Annotated in this window: 15 protein-coding genes; 5 read left to right on the forward strand and 10 right to left on the reverse strand. The window is 45.0% G+C overall.

The features are described from left to right. The first annotated feature begins 24 nt into the window (after positions 1-24). The 3 genes from serA (at position 25) to Aso01_RS03045 (ending at position 3,112) form a co-directional block, all read left to right on the forward strand. Entirely contained in the window at positions 25-1,257 is a 1,233-nt protein-coding gene (serA, locus tag Aso01_RS03035) for a phosphoglycerate dehydrogenase (RefSeq protein WP_004934348.1), read from the forward strand. A 90-nt stretch (positions 1,258-1,347) separates the two neighbouring features. After that, positions 1,348-2,223 (forward strand): EamA family transporter, encoded by an 876-nt coding sequence (locus tag Aso01_RS03040; protein WP_004934344.1) that lies wholly within the window; start codon positions 1,348-1,350, stop codon positions 2,221-2,223. A gap of 22 nt (positions 2,224-2,245) precedes the next feature. After that, entirely contained in the window at positions 2,246-3,112 is an 867-nt protein-coding gene (locus Aso01_RS03045; protein ID WP_004934342.1) for an EamA family transporter, read from the forward strand. Between the two features lie 39 nt (positions 3,113-3,151). Here Aso01_RS03045 and Aso01_RS03050 read toward each other — a convergent pair whose 3' ends face one another. The 3 genes from Aso01_RS03050 to truB all read right to left on the reverse strand — a co-directional run bounded on the left by Aso01_RS03050 (position 3,152) and on the right by truB (position 5,446). Next, positions 3,152-3,601, reverse strand: coding sequence for a hemerythrin domain-containing protein (locus Aso01_RS03050; RefSeq protein WP_004934341.1), 450 nt, complete (start codon positions 3,599-3,601; stop codon positions 3,152-3,154). 155 nt (positions 3,602-3,756) lie between these two features. Further along, positions 3,757-4,527, reverse strand: coding sequence for a sulfite exporter TauE/SafE family protein (locus Aso01_RS03055; protein WP_004934338.1), 771 nt, complete (start codon positions 4,525-4,527; stop codon positions 3,757-3,759). Between the two features lie 13 nt (positions 4,528-4,540). Continuing rightward, entirely contained in the window at positions 4,541-5,446 is a 906-nt protein-coding gene (truB, locus tag Aso01_RS03060) for a tRNA pseudouridine(55) synthase TruB (protein WP_004934336.1), read from the reverse strand. Positions 5,447-5,594: 148 nt separating this feature from the next. Here truB and Aso01_RS03065 point away from each other — a divergent pair, with 148 nt between their 5' ends. After that, positions 5,595-6,632: a lipase secretion chaperone gene (locus tag Aso01_RS03065; RefSeq protein ID WP_004934331.1), complete on the forward strand. Its 1,038-nt coding sequence runs from the start codon at positions 5,595-5,597 to the stop codon at positions 6,630-6,632. A 134-nt stretch (positions 6,633-6,766) separates the two neighbouring features. After that, on the forward strand, positions 6,767-7,738 hold the full coding sequence (locus Aso01_RS03070; protein ID WP_004934328.1) for a lipase family alpha/beta hydrolase: 972 nt from the start codon (positions 6,767-6,769) through the stop codon (positions 7,736-7,738). 66 nt (positions 7,739-7,804) lie between these two features. Here the strand turns inward: Aso01_RS03070 and rplS are convergent, their stop codons facing one another. From rplS to Aso01_RS03105, 7 genes are all read right to left on the reverse strand, one after another. Further along, positions 7,805-8,176: a 50S ribosomal protein L19 gene (gene rplS / locus Aso01_RS03075; RefSeq protein WP_004934323.1), complete on the reverse strand. Its 372-nt coding sequence runs from the start codon at positions 8,174-8,176 to the stop codon at positions 7,805-7,807. Between the two features lie 209 nt (positions 8,177-8,385). Further along, entirely contained in the window at positions 8,386-9,120 is a 735-nt protein-coding gene (trmD, locus tag Aso01_RS03080; RefSeq protein WP_004934319.1) for a tRNA (guanosine(37)-N1)-methyltransferase TrmD, read from the reverse strand. 48 nt (positions 9,121-9,168) lie between these two features. Further along, on the reverse strand, positions 9,169-9,717 hold the full coding sequence (gene rimM / locus Aso01_RS03085; RefSeq protein ID WP_004934317.1) for a ribosome maturation factor RimM: 549 nt from the start codon (positions 9,715-9,717) through the stop codon (positions 9,169-9,171). 17 nt (positions 9,718-9,734) lie between these two features. Next, positions 9,735-9,992, reverse strand: a complete 258-nt coding sequence (gene rpsP / locus Aso01_RS03090; RefSeq protein WP_004934313.1) for a 30S ribosomal protein S16 — start codon at positions 9,990-9,992, stop codon at positions 9,735-9,737. Positions 9,993-10,133: 141 nt separating this feature from the next. Beyond that, complete coding sequence (locus tag Aso01_RS03095; RefSeq protein WP_004934311.1) at positions 10,134-10,577, reverse strand: type IV pilin protein; 444 nt, start codon at positions 10,575-10,577, stop codon at positions 10,134-10,136. After that, positions 10,571-11,041, reverse strand: a complete 471-nt coding sequence (locus Aso01_RS03100) for a type IV pilin protein (RefSeq protein ID WP_004934308.1) — start codon at positions 11,039-11,041, stop codon at positions 10,571-10,573. Before Aso01_RS03100 ends, Aso01_RS03095 begins: the two co-directional genes overlap by 7 nt. A 65-nt stretch (positions 11,042-11,106) precedes the next feature. After that, positions 11,107-15,462: a PilC/PilY family type IV pilus protein gene (locus Aso01_RS03105; RefSeq protein WP_004934306.1), complete on the reverse strand. Its 4,356-nt coding sequence runs from the start codon at positions 15,460-15,462 to the stop codon at positions 11,107-11,109. Positions 15,463-15,478 lie beyond the last annotated feature (16 nt).

Raw genomic sequence — 15,478 nt, forward strand, 5'->3', positions numbered from 1 at the left:
TTTGGCCTTTGTAGCGGAGCCGTAATGAGCCAACATCTATCACTACCTAAAGACAAAATTCGTTTCTTGTTGTTAGAAGGCGTTCATCAAAACGCCGTCGACACGCTTCATGCAGCGGGTTATACCAATATCGATTATCGTAAAACAGCACTGGATGGCGATGCGTTAAAAGACGCCATTAAAGATGCTCACTTTATTGGTATTCGTTCCCGTACTCAATTAACCGAAGATGTCTTTGCAGCTGCGAACAAGCTCATCGCAGTGGGTTGTTTCTGTATCGGAACCAATCAGGTAGATTTAAAAGCAGCAATGGCACGTGGTATTCCTGTATTTAACGCGCCTTATTCCAATACCCGTTCAGTGGCTGAACTGGTGCTTGCGGAATTAATCCTTCTTTTGCGTCGTGTCCCTGAAAAGTCGGCAGTCTGTCACCGCGGTGGTTGGGACAAATCTGCAGTGGGTTCGTATGAAACACGCGGCAAAACATTAGGTATTGTTGGTTATGGCTCCATCGGTTCTCAGCTTTCAGTATTGGCTGAAAGTCTGGGTATGCACGTGATTTATTACGATGCAGTAACCAAACTTCCAATGGGGAACGCGCGTCAAGTCGGTTCACTCGACGAACTTCTGGCCACTGCGGATGTAGTGACCTTACATGTTCCTGATGTACCGTCTACACGTAACTTCTTCAAGAAAGAACAGTTTGCCAAAATGAAAGAAGGCGCAATCTTCTTAAATGCGGCACGTGGTACGTGTGTGATCATCGAAGATTTAGCCGATGCGCTAAAATCTGGTCACCTTGCGGGTGCAGCTGTTGACGTATTCCCGAAAGAGCCAAAAGCAAACGGTGAAGAATTCGTATCTGCCCTGCGTGGTCTAGACAACGTCATCTTGACACCGCACGTGGGTGGTTCAACCATGGAAGCGCAAGCGAACATCGGACTTGAAGTATCTGAAAAGTTTGTTGCGTATTCAGACAAAGGTATGACGCTTTCTGCGGTGAACTTCCCGGAAATCGCATTGCCACTGACTGAAGGCAAACATCGTTTATTACATATCCATAAAAACGTGCCGGGTGTGTTGTCTAAAATCAATAACCTGTTTGCAGAGCAAAATGTCAATATTTCAGGCCAAAGCCTGATGACCAAGGGTGACATTGGCTATCTCATTATGGATGTCGATGCATCGGCGTCTCAAGAAGCCCTAGACATGCTCAATCAGGTTGAAGGCACAATTCGCGTTCGCGTCTTGTTCTAAGCCTGTATGTTTTGAAAAGCCACAGCACAGCCTGTGGCTTTTTTACGTGTAGATCGATTATGATCAGCAAAAATATACCAAACATTAAAAATGTCTTTATCTGATTCCAAATCTCATCTACACGCACTCTTGATCCTCTTGATTGCGATGATTAGTGTGCAAAGTAGTGGCTCGTTGGCCAAAATGCTGTTTGCACAGTATCCAGCACTGACCGTTTCTGCAATGCGTTTATGCTTCGGGGCGCTTATTTTATCGGTTATTTTTAAAGCATGGACCATCAACTGGGGGCAAATTCGCTGGCGGGCAATTATCAGTTATGGCATAGCACTGGCCGGAATGAATGCGCTGTTTTATTTGTCACTCCAGCGCCTACCACTAGGTATTGCGGTGGCTTTTGAGTTTATTGGACCATTAAGCGTGGCTCTGTTTTACGCACGGCAAAGATACGATCTGCTCTGGGTGGGGTGTGCCATTTTGGGCCTGATTTTGCTGTTTCCTTTTGGTCAAGCACAGCATGGCTTAGACAGCTTGGGCATTGTACTGGCACTCGCGGCTGGCGCCTGTTGGGCGTTATATATTATTGCGGGCCAAAAACCTTCAGGTGTTTCGGGAAATCATACTGTATTTTTGGGAATGACGGTTGGCGCACTGATTTTATTGCCCTTTGCCTTGCTCAGCGGAAATATTGGTCAGGTGTTTGAGTTTCCAAATCTTTTTCTATTTATTATTCTGGCCATCTTGGCCAGCGCTTTACCCTTTTCACTGGAAATGCTGGCCTTGAAGCGCTTAACGCCATTAAGCTTTGGAACTTTAATGAGCCTCGAACCTGCAGTTGCCGCATTTTCGGGATTTATTTTTCTGGGTGAAATACTGCTTTGGAATCAGTGGTTGGCCTTGGCGACCATTATCACGGCGTCGGTAGGTTGCACCCTCACCACTCAACGTGCCCGAAAAATGCAGGATTAAATCATTTAAACTGGATCTCTTTATGCCCAATTCAACGCTGATCGCCGTGATTGCAATGCTGCTATCCATGACGTGTTATCAAATCAGTGCCTCATTTGCCAAACAGCTGATTGCCGTACTTGATCCTTTGAGTGTGACCATTTTGCGTTTATGTTTCGCATCGATTCTGGTGTTTATCATGTTTCGCTCATGGAAAATCTTGCGTAAGCTGCCAGTACTCGCTTGGCGCGATTTACTGTGTTATAGCGCAGCACTGGCCTTAATGAACGTCCTGTTTTATATGTCGCTGGGCAAATTGCCGCAGGGTATTGCGGTGGGGCTTGAGTTTATTGGGCCACTGGGTTTGGCCTTGCTGTCGATCCAGCAGCGTAGTGATTCGATCTGGGTTTTGTTTGCAATTTTAGGGATTGCCCTGATGGTACCTTGGCAAGATGCAGCACAGGCCAATTTTTCATTGTTAGGTGCAGTTTTTGCTTTGAGTGCGGGGCTGTGCTGGGCATTTTATATTTATTTTGGTCATAAAGTGGTTCGGCAAAATATTGGTATGCACGCCTTAACCATTGCCATTACCCTCTCTGCTGTAGTGCTACTTCCCGTGGGGCTCATACATCAGCCACAACATCTGCTTCAGCCAGCATTTTGGCCTAAAGCACTGTTAATTGCAGTACTGGCAACTGTTATTCCCTATGCTTTAGATCTGTTTGCACTTCAGCGCTTAACCAAGCTCAGCTATGGCACTTTATCGAGCCTGTCACCGGCATTGGCAGCACTGGCTGGACTGATCTTGTTACATGAGCAAATTACCGCATTGCAGTGGCTGGCATTGGGCTGTGTCATTCTGGCCTCGATTGGCGTAACCTTTAAAAAGAAAGTCGATCTTGCTACCTAAATAGTGCAAGATCGCACAGTCACAGATCAAGTAGACAGGTTACACAGACGCTGTTTTTTTGTACTTGGCATACTCGTTCAAATATTGCTTGCCCAGTTTCTCTTTTTCAGCATCGTCGAGAATTTTACCGGCCTGCTGAAAAAACTTGTGTTCTTCTTCTTTTAAATGATGATGTACTTTGTCGGCCAGTTTTTTCGCCGTTGCAATCCAGCTTGGACTGCTCATATCGGTTTGTTCTAACTCCTCGACCATTTCATCCATTTCGTGGTGCTCGGCCAGAGCATGGCGTGTAATATCCAGACCGGTATCGTTAAACATTAGTGGAATATACAAATAGCGGTCTTCTGCCACCGAGTGTGCATACAGTTCATTTTTCAGTGCATCAAACAGTTGTTGGCGCTCATCGCTATCCCCACTGGTTTGAACCAGTTGTTCAGACAAGTGACGCTGTTGGTCGTGGCTCTCACGTAAGGCTTCAAAAATATTCATGTCATATTTCCTATTCTGGCTATTTATAATTTTGGCTAAACAAGAAAAAAAAGAGCAACCTGCGCATCAAGTTGCTCTTAGAGTGTATGTCGAATTTTGAAATTAAATTGAATACTTCGTGTCAGTGCTGTGTATCAAAAACGTTGTAGCCGAATTTATCCTGTCACAAACATTTGATAACCAATACGGCAAATCAAGACAGATACCAGAATTAAAAAGATAATCCGGACAAAGCCACTGCCATATTTCAAGGCCACACGAACACCGACCACCGAACCAATCACGTTGGCAACGGCCATCATCAGACCAATCTGGAAAATGACATGACCTGTGGGTGCCAAAAAGCTCAGTGCTGCCAGATTGGTCATAAAATTACCAATTTTAGACAAGGCAGAGGCATGTAAAAAATCAACATTTAGAAAACGAATAAAAAAGAAGATGAAGAAACTGCCCGTTCCTGGGCCAAAAATACCGTCATAAAAGCCGATCAGTAAACTGCCAATTGCTGCAAGCACCAGGAGTTTAGGGGTAATCGAGATTTCAGAATGTACCTGCCCAAAATTTTTCTTGAGTAAGGTATACACTGCAATCACGATCAGCATTACAAACACAAATGGTCGTAGAAACGATTGTGGAATCAAGGACAAACAAGCAGCGCCCAGAAACGAACTGATCAATGCACATACGGCAATCACTGCCAGTAATTTCCATTGAAGTTTGACCTTGCGAACAAAGGTATAGGCTGCTGATGCTGTACCAAAAATCGATGATAATTTATTGGTACCAATCACCGTTGCGGGCGGCATTTGCGGAAATGTGCTCATGATGGCGGGAATCTGAATCAACCCACCTCCCCCAACAGCCGCATCGATTGCACCTGCACAAAACGCAAAAAAGATTAAGCTGAGTAGAACTTCAATTTCCATCTGAGGTTATGCCTTATAAATTTAAAATACGTTTCGGCACCAATCTTTTTTTATCTGTAATTTCAGCGAGTCCTAGACATCGTTCGCCATCAAACACCAATACTTCTGACGCTGCATCATGATCGATATTGCTTTCTTGCCCGTTGCAGAAAAATTTCAGGCGACCGTCCGGAATTTGAACCTTTGGTAAATATTCAACTGGTGCATAGGGCGGCAATAATAGCACATCACGCTCAGATTCATTGAGCTGTTCTAAATATTCAAGCGTGTATTCTGGAATTAAATCAAAATGGCCAGTCTGAGTCCGGTGTAATGCTTTTAAATGCCCACCACAACCGAGTGCTTCGCCAATGTCTTCACCCAATACACGAATATAAGTACCTTTGGAACAAGTCACATCCAGCGTGAGACTATCGGCATTAAAATCGATCAAGCTTAAATCATAAATCGTGATCAGTCGTGCTTCACGTTCAATTTCGACCCCTTTACGCGCTAGCTCATACAAGGGACGACCGTCACGCTTGAGCGCCGAATACATTGGGGGAATCTGCTGAATCTCACCGCGAAACTGCGCCAATACCGTTTCGATGAGGTCACGTGTCAATACAGGTACAGGGCGAGTCTGGACAATGTCACCCTCAACATCACCTGTCGTGGTGGTTTGACCCAACTTGACCACGGTTTGATAGCGCTTGGTTGAATCGAGTAAATAATGCGAAAACTTGGTCGCTTCACCTAAACAAATCGGTAAGAGTCCGGTAGCAAGCGGATCAAGCGCGCCCGTATGCCCGGCTTTTTGTGCACGAAATAGCCAGCGAACTTTCTGCAAGACACCATTTGAACTTAGACCTAGCGGTTTGTTCAGTAAAAATACTCCACTAATGGGACGTTTGGATGGCTTACGAGAATCTGCGGTCATAATCGTACTGTGTGTCAATAAAATCAGCCGCCATGGTATCAAATCCGTTCATCCGTTTTTTAATTATTTCGCCAGAGATATGCTATTTTTTTAGTGAGATTGATTGACATCATCATCGAATAAAAATAAGTGCGGTTTGGAATGTTGTATGCAAGGATCGAAAAAAATTTATATCTGGACAGGTGTCCTCGGTTTGGTGGTCTTGGTGACCTTACTGGTGATGTGGTTAAGGCCTGCAGCTTCATCGGCACAGCGCAGTGATGTGACTGCAACGCAATTGTCGGCAGCAAGTGCTGTGCATCCTTCTGCACAAAATACTGCCAACACTACAATGCCCTTTAGCAGCACCAGCCAACGCGATACCGAGATCAATTGTCAGCTCAAACGTGATGGATCGAATCGGTTGGTGGTCAATGAGCAAACGCGCAATTGCTTTGAATATTTCCTAACACAATATGGTGAAAAATCCATAGCCCAAATTGATCAGGATTTTAAAGCCTACCTCGCCGCGAGTTTAACCGATCCTGCTTTAAGCCAGACCACGGATCTGTGGCAACGCTACTTAAAATATCGGGAGGCTCTGGGCACCCTACCTGAACCCGCTGGCCCTAAAAATGAGCTGGCTTACTTCCAAAGTGTTTTTGCATCACGCATGGCACTTCGGCAGCGTTTCTTTTCTGCCCCCGAGATTGAAGGCTTATTTGGCTCAGAAGATCTTTACAATCAGTACACGCTTAATCGTATGCGCATTTTAAATAACAATGCACTGAGCGATGTAGAAAAGGCCAAGCAACTGCGGGCACTGTTTGATCAGTTACCTACAGACTGGAAAGCCAATCTGGAACAGCTTTCAACACTCGATGATTTACGTCAGCTAACCGCCTCCATAAAACGTAAAGGTGGCTCAGCACAAGAATTACACGATATGCGAACCCAACTGGTTGGCCCCGAAGCCACTACTCGTTTAGAAAATCTCGATACACAGCGTACAGCGTGGAAAGCCACCGTGACCCAATATCTTGATGCGCGTCAAAGCATTTTAGACAGCTCCATGAGTGACAGCGCCAAGCAAAAAGCCATCGAATCACTTCGTAATTCCACTTTTAGTCGCCAGCAAGATCAAGTGCGTATTCAAACCTTTGAAGCCGCGAAAGATCGTGGTCAGCGCTTGCCACTTACAGAATAATTCACAATTTGATCATCTAAACAAAAGGAGTTGAGCCACACTAAAAATGATTTTTGTTAACAAGGACATAACATCCGATTTGAACATCATTAGCAGATTCAAATCCAGAAAAAATAAATGCAGGGAACATTTCAATGAAAGTTAAATTATTACTCAGTGGTATTCTAATGGTATTGGCTCAGCCTGTTTTAGCCAGTTCTGCACCTATTCAAAATGCCAAGACATCCTTTGTCATTTCAAGCTATGCCCAGACCAAGTATCCAATTGTACTTGCACATGGCTTATTTGGTTTTAATAAACTGGGTACAGAAGCCTTTGGTCTGGATTATTGGTATCAGATTCCGCAGGATTTAGCCAAAAACGGGGCAAATGTCTGGGCCACGCGCCAATCTGCTGCCAATACCTCCGAAGTTCGTGGTGAACAGTTACTGGCCGAAGTACAAGATATTTTAGCCATTACCGGTGCACAAAAGGTCAATCTGATTGGCCATAGCCATGGTTCACAATCGGTTCGCTATGTGGCAGGGGTACTGCCGGATCGAGTCGCTTCGGTGTCTACTGTGGGCGGGCCTGCAAAAGGGGCACCTCTGGCCGATTTAATTTATAAATCCTTGGGTGGAACGTTACTTGAAGCACCGATTGCGACACTGGTCAATGCAGCCACCAACCTCATTACCATTGGTCAACTCGACGATCCACGCCAGTATCCGATGGATTCACTCGGCGCAGCCTATAGCCTCTCGACCGAAGGCGCCAATAAGTTTAATGCGACTTTTTCTGCTGGTGTACCCACAACAGCTTGCGGACAGGGCGCAGCCAAGGTCAATGGTATTCAATATTATTCATGGAGTGGCGCCAGTGTTTTAACCAACCCTGTTGATCCAACCGATTATCTACTTGGCCTTACCAGTGTGTTTAGTGGCCAGAATAATGATGGCCTAGTACCGGCCTGTAGTAGCCATATTGGTACAGTCATACGCGACAATTACGTGTTGAATCATCTCGATGAAGTGAATCAGGTACTTGGGCTTCGCTCGGTCTTTGCTCAAGATCCGGTATCGATTTTCCGTCAACATGCCAACCGTCTTAAACTGCAAGGCTTATAAATTAAATTTCAAACATAAAAAATGCGCCCAATGGGCGCATTTTTTTGCAAGCATACAACGTTAAGATTAACCTTGTTTGCGTGCTGGCAATTTTTCACGAATACGTGCAGCTTTACCAGACAACTCGCGTAGGTAGTAAAGTTTAGCACGACGTACGTCACCACGACGTTTCACTTCAATTTTAGCAACAACTGGTGAGTGAGTTTGGAAAACACGCTCAACACCAACACCGCTAGAAATTTTACGTACTGTGAATGCAGAGTTTAAACCACGGTTTTTCTTCGCGATTACAACACCTTCAAATGCCTGAAGACGCTCACGGTCACCCTCTTTTACTTTAACTTGGACAACAACAGTGTCACCAGGAGCAAAAGCAGGGATATCAGATTTCAACTGTGCATTTTCAACAGCTTGAACTAAAGGATGTTTACCACTCATTGTGGAATCTCCAATATGTGCGGGCGAGAAGAGGTCTCTGACGCCGCTGGGGATAGAGGCTAAAGCGCATATCACCCTGTTTAACTTTCCCTTTAAAGCAACATTACCTTAAAGAGCCTATTATTCAGCTTAAACAATGTTTAAGCAGTAACTCGAAGCATGGCTTCTCGTAGGGTGCAAGGACAAACTCGCACTTGACTTGGCTGTCCTTACTTATCTTTTAGCCATTTTTTTTGCTGCGCACTCAACTCAACGTGCTCAACCAGCTCTGGTCGGCGTTCAAGTGTACGTTGGTAACGCTGCAAAAACCGCCACTTTTCAATATTGGCATGATGCCCCGATTTAAGTACCTCGGGTACATCTAGCCCTTCAAAATGATCAGGCTTGGTATATTGTGGGCAATCGAGTAAACCATCCACAAAAGAATCTTGTACATGTGACTGTTCGTCAGACATTGCATCGGGCAAACGCCGAATGATGCTATCGAGGAGTACCATTGCTGGCAACTCACCGCCTGACAGGACATAGTCACCAATCGACCATTCCTGATCGACATAGTGTTGAATCAGTCGCTCATCGACCCCTTCATAACGTCCGCAAAGCACAATCAATCCATCATAATGAACGAACTGCTGCACGGCGGTTTCATTTAAGGTTTTGCCTTGTGGCGACATGTACACTACAGGTGCATGTTGACAGCCTGCTTGCATGGCAAGCGCTTTTGCATGGGTAATTGCTTTTGCCAGTGGCTCGGCCATCATTACCATGCCAGGGCCTCCACCAAATGGACGTTCATCCACTCGTTTGTAATTACCCTGTGCAAAATCACGTGGGTTGATGCAAGTGACTTTTGCAATCTGACGCTTGGTTGCGCGTCCACTAATTCCGTAAGCCGTAATTGCATCAAACATTTCTGGAAAAAGTGTTATGACTGCAAAAAACATCGCAGACTCCTATATTTTCCAACTGCGTTTGTGGCTAAGCCCACGATTTTAGTAATCTACGCCCCAATTGACGTAAATTCGACCTGCTTGCAGATCGACACGTTGTACCACATCTTTATGCCATGGAATCATTCGTTCTTCAGCATCCACACTGTCCGCAGTCGCACGTACGACCATGACATCATTGGCACCGGTTTCAAATAACTCATGGATTTGACCCAAATTCACTTCATGCTCTTCTTCATCCAGACCCAGTACTGTCAGGCCTTTTAAATCTGACCAGTAGTACTCGTCTACATCGGCTTTCGGAAGTTGTGATTTTGAAATCCAGATGGTGGCACCCACAAGGTTATCTGCTGCTGTACGGTCACTGACATTTTTCAGCGAAACAACCAGACCTTTGCCATGTGGCTTCCAACGTTTTACATCGACAGTTTGCCAACCTGCTTTGGTCTGAATGTACCAAGGCAGGTAGTCAAACATGTTGCTCATAGGTTCTGTATTGGAATACACCCAGAGCCACCCATTTAATCCATAAGCGGAACGTAACTGTCCAATCTGAAGACGATCTTCAGGTACATTCTGTGTTGGTGTCATGGGCTACCTACTACAAATTATGCAGCAGTTGTAGCTTTTTTAGCTTGAGCAGCCAAAGAAGCAACACGCTCAGATGGTTGAGCACCTTGAGATACCCAGTGAGCAAAACGATCAGCATCTAAACGTAGTTTCTCAGCTTGACCTTGAGCAGTCGGGTTGAAGAAACCAATACGTTCGATGAAACGACCATCACGTGCATTACGGCTATCCGTAACAACGATTTGATAGAATGGACGTTTTTTTGCGCCACCGCGTGCAAGACGAATAACTACCATGATAAAAGCCTTATAATTCTTACGGATTATCCCTGCGCCGACCATCGGCAACACTTCAAACCCCTTTCATAGAGGGCAGTATTCTACGTCAAATCGCAAACGAATGAAAGATTAAATTTTGACTTATCCATAGTTTTGAATTTATTTTCCGTCCCAGTCCGAGGCGCTACTCAAGCTGCAACTGCTGCTGCCTTTGGCCCAGTACTTTTGTCCATCCTGATTCAAACATACAATACCATTTCCGGCCTGCATCGTTGATGCATTGGGTGTTGCCGTCAGCACATAGCCCTGATTATCAGTATCGAGCGTTAATCCTAATGTATAAAATGCTGTTCCTGTAGCCGGAAAATTCGATGTAATACCCAAACCGCTGAGTGAAGCATTGGCATAACTCCGATTCACCACTTTATAACTTTGTAATTGCTGCGCCATACGAATCAGCTCGGCCTGAACCTCACCGCGATTCACTCGTATTTTATAATTCTGATAACTCGGATAGGTAATTGCCGTCAGAATCCCAATAACTGCCACCACAATCATCAGCTCAATTAAGGTAAATCCAGCATGAATTTTTCTTACTACCATATCTCTGTACCTTCATTACAGTTTGTAATGCTAGATGCTTTTTTCTTACAACTCTCGCCACTACTTGTCGTGCGCAATGAATAATTTAGTGGATCTTGACTATTAGCTACTATTGTCCAGGAATTAGTTGATGTATCTAAACTCAGATTTAATTTGTATTTTTGCGACCCACTGCTACTGTTTAATGGCAATAGTAAAGCGGTATCGCTCGCATTCGCGACATCGTAATAAGGCCCTTTACTCTCGGCTGTTCCTTTTAAGGCAAAGCCTGAATAACTAAAGTTACGTGAACGATGTCGTTCTAGCAAGGCTGCAATTTTCTGCATTTCTTGCTGTGCCGCTGCCAGATTAGAGCGACGGACATATTCCTGATAACTCGGAATCGCAATGGTGGCAACAATGGCAATCATGACCACGACCACCATCAGCTCAATTAAGGTAAACCCTTGCGTGCTACGCGACATAGATGCGCTCCTGATTGGATGATGACAGCTCACATCCCCATAAAGAGATGTGAGGCAATCTGCATTTAAGGGGTGTACTGTTCATACCATTTTAATGGCACAATTTGACGCCGCGTGGTTTGGGTACTTGAGAGCACATCTTTGGTCGAGTCACGATCGGTTGAACTCCCCCCCAAGATTTGTCGGGTCGTTACGCCATTGCTGGTGGTACCGGCGCCAATCGTCACGGGTAAAATGCCTTTTCCAAGTTTAAGTGTTGTTGTCAGGTCAGCCGACTTTTCGCACACACCATATGGCAGACAAAAGCGACGGACACTACTCAAACCTTGCACACCAATTGAGCAATCTGCCACACGTCCTTCTTGTGCAATTGGATCAAAAATACTCACATACAGGTTTTTATTGATGACCACAGGTTCATCCATCACCTTTTGCTGGTTGCTTAATTTGGCATACCAACCATATTGCGGGCGATTGACCATGGTCAGCTCCCCATATTTTGGCAATTGAGCATAAGCGACTAAATTTTTATTGTTTGCTGCCATATCACGGGTGCTAAAACTCACCTGTGTGACATCGTTGTCGAAAAGATTAAATACCACCCCGGCACTTTGATCACTAATCGGTAAACTGCGGTTAGTGGTTGCAATACTCAACACAGCAAGTGAATTGGCGCCATATCCATACACACTAAAAATAGGTACTTCATAAAAACGTAAATTGGCATCAGTTAAATCACTGGGTTTATTGTTTTGCAGATCGAGCAGCTGTGCTGCCTGTGCAAACTGTTGAGGATTATTGCCGTTATTAATATCGACACGCCAGAGTTGTCCGCCCAAATCACCAAAGTACAAATGATCGACCAGACCATCACTATTTCGATCTACTGCATTGATCCGGCTGACGACGCTATATTGCATGTTGGTTTTCAGAGCCATGGTGGCACCGGTATTCGCTGTGGTGGCCAAATTGCTGGCCCACCAGAGCAGATCGCCATTTTCGGCATCAAACATGTACACACCCGAGCCAATCTTGTTGCTCTGAGCGTAACTGACCTGTTCGTATCCGCCATTATTGGCATTACCATCGGTTCCACCTGCATCGTAGCCACCACCCACAAACATGACCAATTTGCGTTTGCCCTGCCAGTTCACCCATGCCACGGTTGGTTTCGACCAGCTTTGCCCCATGTACTTGATGGCATCGAAGCTTTTTCCTTCTGGTGTGGTGGATGAATAAACTTTGCCAGAAGCAGGATCAATATAGAATTTTAAGCTTGGTTTGGTTTGATCATCCCATAGGCTCAAATCCAAGGCATAATAACTGCGTCCACCCATACGTAATCCACCATAAAGGTATTGCTTACCGCAGGCGCCCGTCGAGACGCCGTCTTTTATACAGGTTGCATCTGTGGCCGACTTACCAACAGTAAGTTTGCCATCTTTAGTGTTCCACACGTATTCACTGTAGGCGGTCCACGGCGCATCAATGCCGTATTGCATATTGTTAAAGTTGTCGTGTCCCTCAAGATTTGTACCTGTAAAGGCTTTACGCTGCTTTGCATTTTCAAGTAGCTCATTGGGTAAAAATGCAAATTTTTCTACACCTGTACTGGCATTGACCACATGTAAAAGCCCTTGCACGGTACCAAATACCAAATAATCATCACGTGTCAATGAACCATCATTTTTAATGGTAGCCGACTGGGTAATTTTGATTGGCGATGAATGAAGCACCATCCCGACTTTTTTATATTCAGGTTTGGCAATCAGACTTTCTTGATTATTGGTGGTTTGAATTTGATAGCCCAGCAGGTTCATCAAATCGCTACGACGCGGGTCTTTACTTTGACTTTCGCAGAGCTTGGTATAGTAGTCGTTTCCAATCAGCCCAATTGAAGCGGAAACATCATATTTTTTATCTTTCGTGATACACGCGCGATTCACGTATAACTGCCGGCTAGATGCACTGCTACTGGTCGCTGTAGGTAATTTGTCTGCAAACCCACCCGTTAAAATACTGGTTTTGGTGGATTGTATGTTGCTATTACTCCAGACATCGGTGATGGTTTTGGTCTGAATCGTTTCACCTGTATCGGCCAGATATTTTTTTACATTCCCAAACCAAGTTTGTTTGTCGTCGGGAACAAACATGTTTTGAAAAACATAGTTATCAAGATTGTATGGGGTAAGTGGATCTGTTGGCACCACAGGTACGCCTAAAAAGGTTTCCCGATTACTAATGCCCAAATTGGCATAAAAGTTATAAATACTGTTGGCAATATTTTCTGAGCTGGCTGAGTTATACCAGCCCCCTTTACCCAGTACGCCCCACCGTGCCAGATTTTTGACATCCTCGGCATCGGTTGGAAATACATTGCCAAGCAAACTGGTTAAACCATTCACCAACGTACCACCAAGCAATACGTTTAAGGTGTCCTTTAATAAATTCGGAACAATCTGACCCAATAGCGAATTATTTACACCCGTCATAGATGCTTCAAGCTGGGCTGAATCTGTAGTGCTTGGAATCGTGGTAAATTCACGCCCAACGCCAATTACACCCGTGGTGATATTTTTATCGAGTAGCTTTTTGGTGTAATTACCAATGCAGCTCCACGTGGCATAATCACGGCTACTTAAAGTGGTCGATTTTAATCCTGCCGATGCATCACACTGAAAAACGTTACTGAGGTCGAGCTTCGACAAGTCTGTGGCCGAAGTATTGAGTGAACGGCCCATCAAACGCTCAATCGCATTTTGTGTGCCCAGCCCTTCCGCGCCTTGCTTAAGCAGTGCATCGGTAACCGTTGGGGTGATATTTGGTACGCCACCAGTAATCACCATAATACCGTTAGCATTACATTGCGGTGTATCTGTCGGTGCGCGATAAAATGTAGTAGAACGTTTGCTGGCATCGACCGAATTACTAAAGCCGCTATATTCGGAATCTTGCTGCGCGTGATAACCGTAATACAATGTTCGACTATTGATCTTGGCAACTGCTCCTACAATGTTGGTGAGCAAATTATCGCCTAACAGGCCACTTACCAAATCGTTTGAAACCACAATCCAGCTACTGTCTCTTGTATAGCCAATCCCAAGCCATTTGTAATTCCAAGCATTTTGCTTACAGGTACCATCTGCTTCCCAGTTACGGTCATCATTGGTGCCGTAAGCATCACAATTGTAACGTTTGGTGAGAAGTCCCAAGCCCAATAGTTGCAAGATGTCTACTTCTAATGCCATTTGGCGCGCACCAGTACCCTTGGTGGTGGTTCCCATCAAATAGGCACCCGTCTCTGCATAGGTACTGGCGGTTGGAACATTGCCTGCGAGTCCAAGAGTTTTGAGCAAATCATTAACGGTGCTGGCTGTGCCCTTAAATTCTAATAACTCGGATAGGCCTTTTAGTGGATCGGACAAAATACTCCAGAGTTTACTAAAGATATCACCCACCAACGCTGCAATCAGTTTCGGTACAATCACCAATACATTTTGTAGGTTAAAATCGCCTTTGGACTGAATATTTCCTGCAATTTTTTCGACTAGATAGTTACGATACGTGGTGGCACTCCCTGTGTAGGTCTTTTCAAAACAACGGAAATTGGTATCACTGGCTCGAGTGGTCGACAGCTTACAGGCAGGCGCCAAAATACGTCCCGCACGATCATCGGTCATAACATCAACCGGCATGACCGATATCCCGACACTGACATTGTCTGGCAAAGGTTTGAGCCCGGTACTACTATTTCCAAGCAATACGTCCGTTAAGGCATTTTTGACCCGTGAAAGTTTGTCATAGCATCGATAGACACCCACCGCAGAAACACTGTTCAGCAGTTTAACATTGGCCTGAAAATCACAGGTATTTTCGATATAACTTTTGGCGTCTAGTCCAGTTGCACCCAGCAGCGGTTTTAATAAACCATCGAGTGTTTTTACCACCAAATCTGTGGTGACCACGGTACAGTAATTGCGTGCATAGTTGTATTTACTGCTCGGTGACTCTGTGGTGATCTTTAACAGCGGATCTAGACTTCCGCCCAGTAAGCCCTGTAAAGCCACCTGATCGACTGCACCTACGGTATTGGTAACCAACTCAAGCGCGTCTTTATCGCCTAGCAGCCCCAGCCCACCCCCTGAACCTAAAATATTAGAGACACCTTTCCCCACACAAATAGGATATTCTTTTAATAAATCGAGTGCTCCTGCTCCCCCCATGGTGCGGGACTGATCGACCATCAGCATTAAACGCTTATCAAATTGTGCCCCTTGATGATAAACCTCGACATCACTGGCCTGAGCGTTGCATGCAATTATCAGTGAAACACTCATCATAGCTGTACACAGCATCCGATGATGCTGAGGTGTAGCGGTACCAAGTAAGGGATTAAATCTTTTAGATTTCTTGTTTTTCATAATTGTTCTCCCTTGA

Origin of the sequence: Acinetobacter soli (genome assembly GCF_000760595.1) — a bacterium.
GTDB lineage: Bacteria > Pseudomonadota > Gammaproteobacteria > Pseudomonadales > Moraxellaceae > Acinetobacter > Acinetobacter soli.

Coding starts and splice junctions, on each gene's coding strand:
- Aso01_RS03055 (WP_004934338.1), bottom strand. CDS start 4,527: ATGGAAATTGAAGTTCTACTCAGCTTAATCTTTTTTGCGTTTTGTGCA.
- Aso01_RS03070 (WP_004934328.1), top strand. CDS start 6,767: ATGAAAGTTAAATTATTACTCAGTGGTATTCTAATGGTATTGGCTCAG.
- Aso01_RS03095 (WP_004934311.1), bottom strand. CDS start 10,577: ATGGTAGTAAGAAAAATTCATGCTGGATTTACCTTAATTGAGCTGATG.
- rpsP (WP_004934313.1), bottom strand. CDS start 9,992: ATGGTAGTTATTCGTCTTGCACGCGGTGGCGCAAAAAAACGTCCATTC.
- Aso01_RS03105 (WP_004934306.1), bottom strand. CDS start 15,462: ATGAAAAACAAGAAATCTAAAAGATTTAATCCCTTACTTGGTACCGCT.
- Aso01_RS03040 (WP_004934344.1), top strand. CDS start 1,348: ATGTCTTTATCTGATTCCAAATCTCATCTACACGCACTCTTGATCCTC.
- Aso01_RS03065 (WP_004934331.1), top strand. CDS start 5,595: ATGCAAGGATCGAAAAAAATTTATATCTGGACAGGTGTCCTCGGTTTG.
- Aso01_RS03045 (WP_004934342.1), top strand. CDS start 2,246: ATGCCCAATTCAACGCTGATCGCCGTGATTGCAATGCTGCTATCCATG.
- truB (WP_004934336.1), bottom strand. CDS start 5,446: ATGACCGCAGATTCTCGTAAGCCATCCAAACGTCCCATTAGTGGAGTA.
- trmD (WP_004934319.1), bottom strand. CDS start 9,120: ATGTTTTTTGCAGTCATAACACTTTTTCCAGAAATGTTTGATGCAATT.
- Aso01_RS03050 (WP_004934341.1), bottom strand. CDS start 3,601: ATGAATATTTTTGAAGCCTTACGTGAGAGCCACGACCAACAGCGTCAC.
- rimM (WP_004934317.1), bottom strand. CDS start 9,717: ATGACACCAACACAGAATGTACCTGAAGATCGTCTTCAGATTGGACAG.
- Aso01_RS03100 (WP_004934308.1), bottom strand. CDS start 11,041: ATGTCGCGTAGCACGCAAGGGTTTACCTTAATTGAGCTGATGGTGGTC.
- rplS (WP_004934323.1), bottom strand. CDS start 8,176: ATGAGTGGTAAACATCCTTTAGTTCAAGCTGTTGAAAATGCACAGTTG.
- serA (WP_004934348.1), top strand. CDS start 25: ATGAGCCAACATCTATCACTACCTAAAGACAAAATTCGTTTCTTGTTG.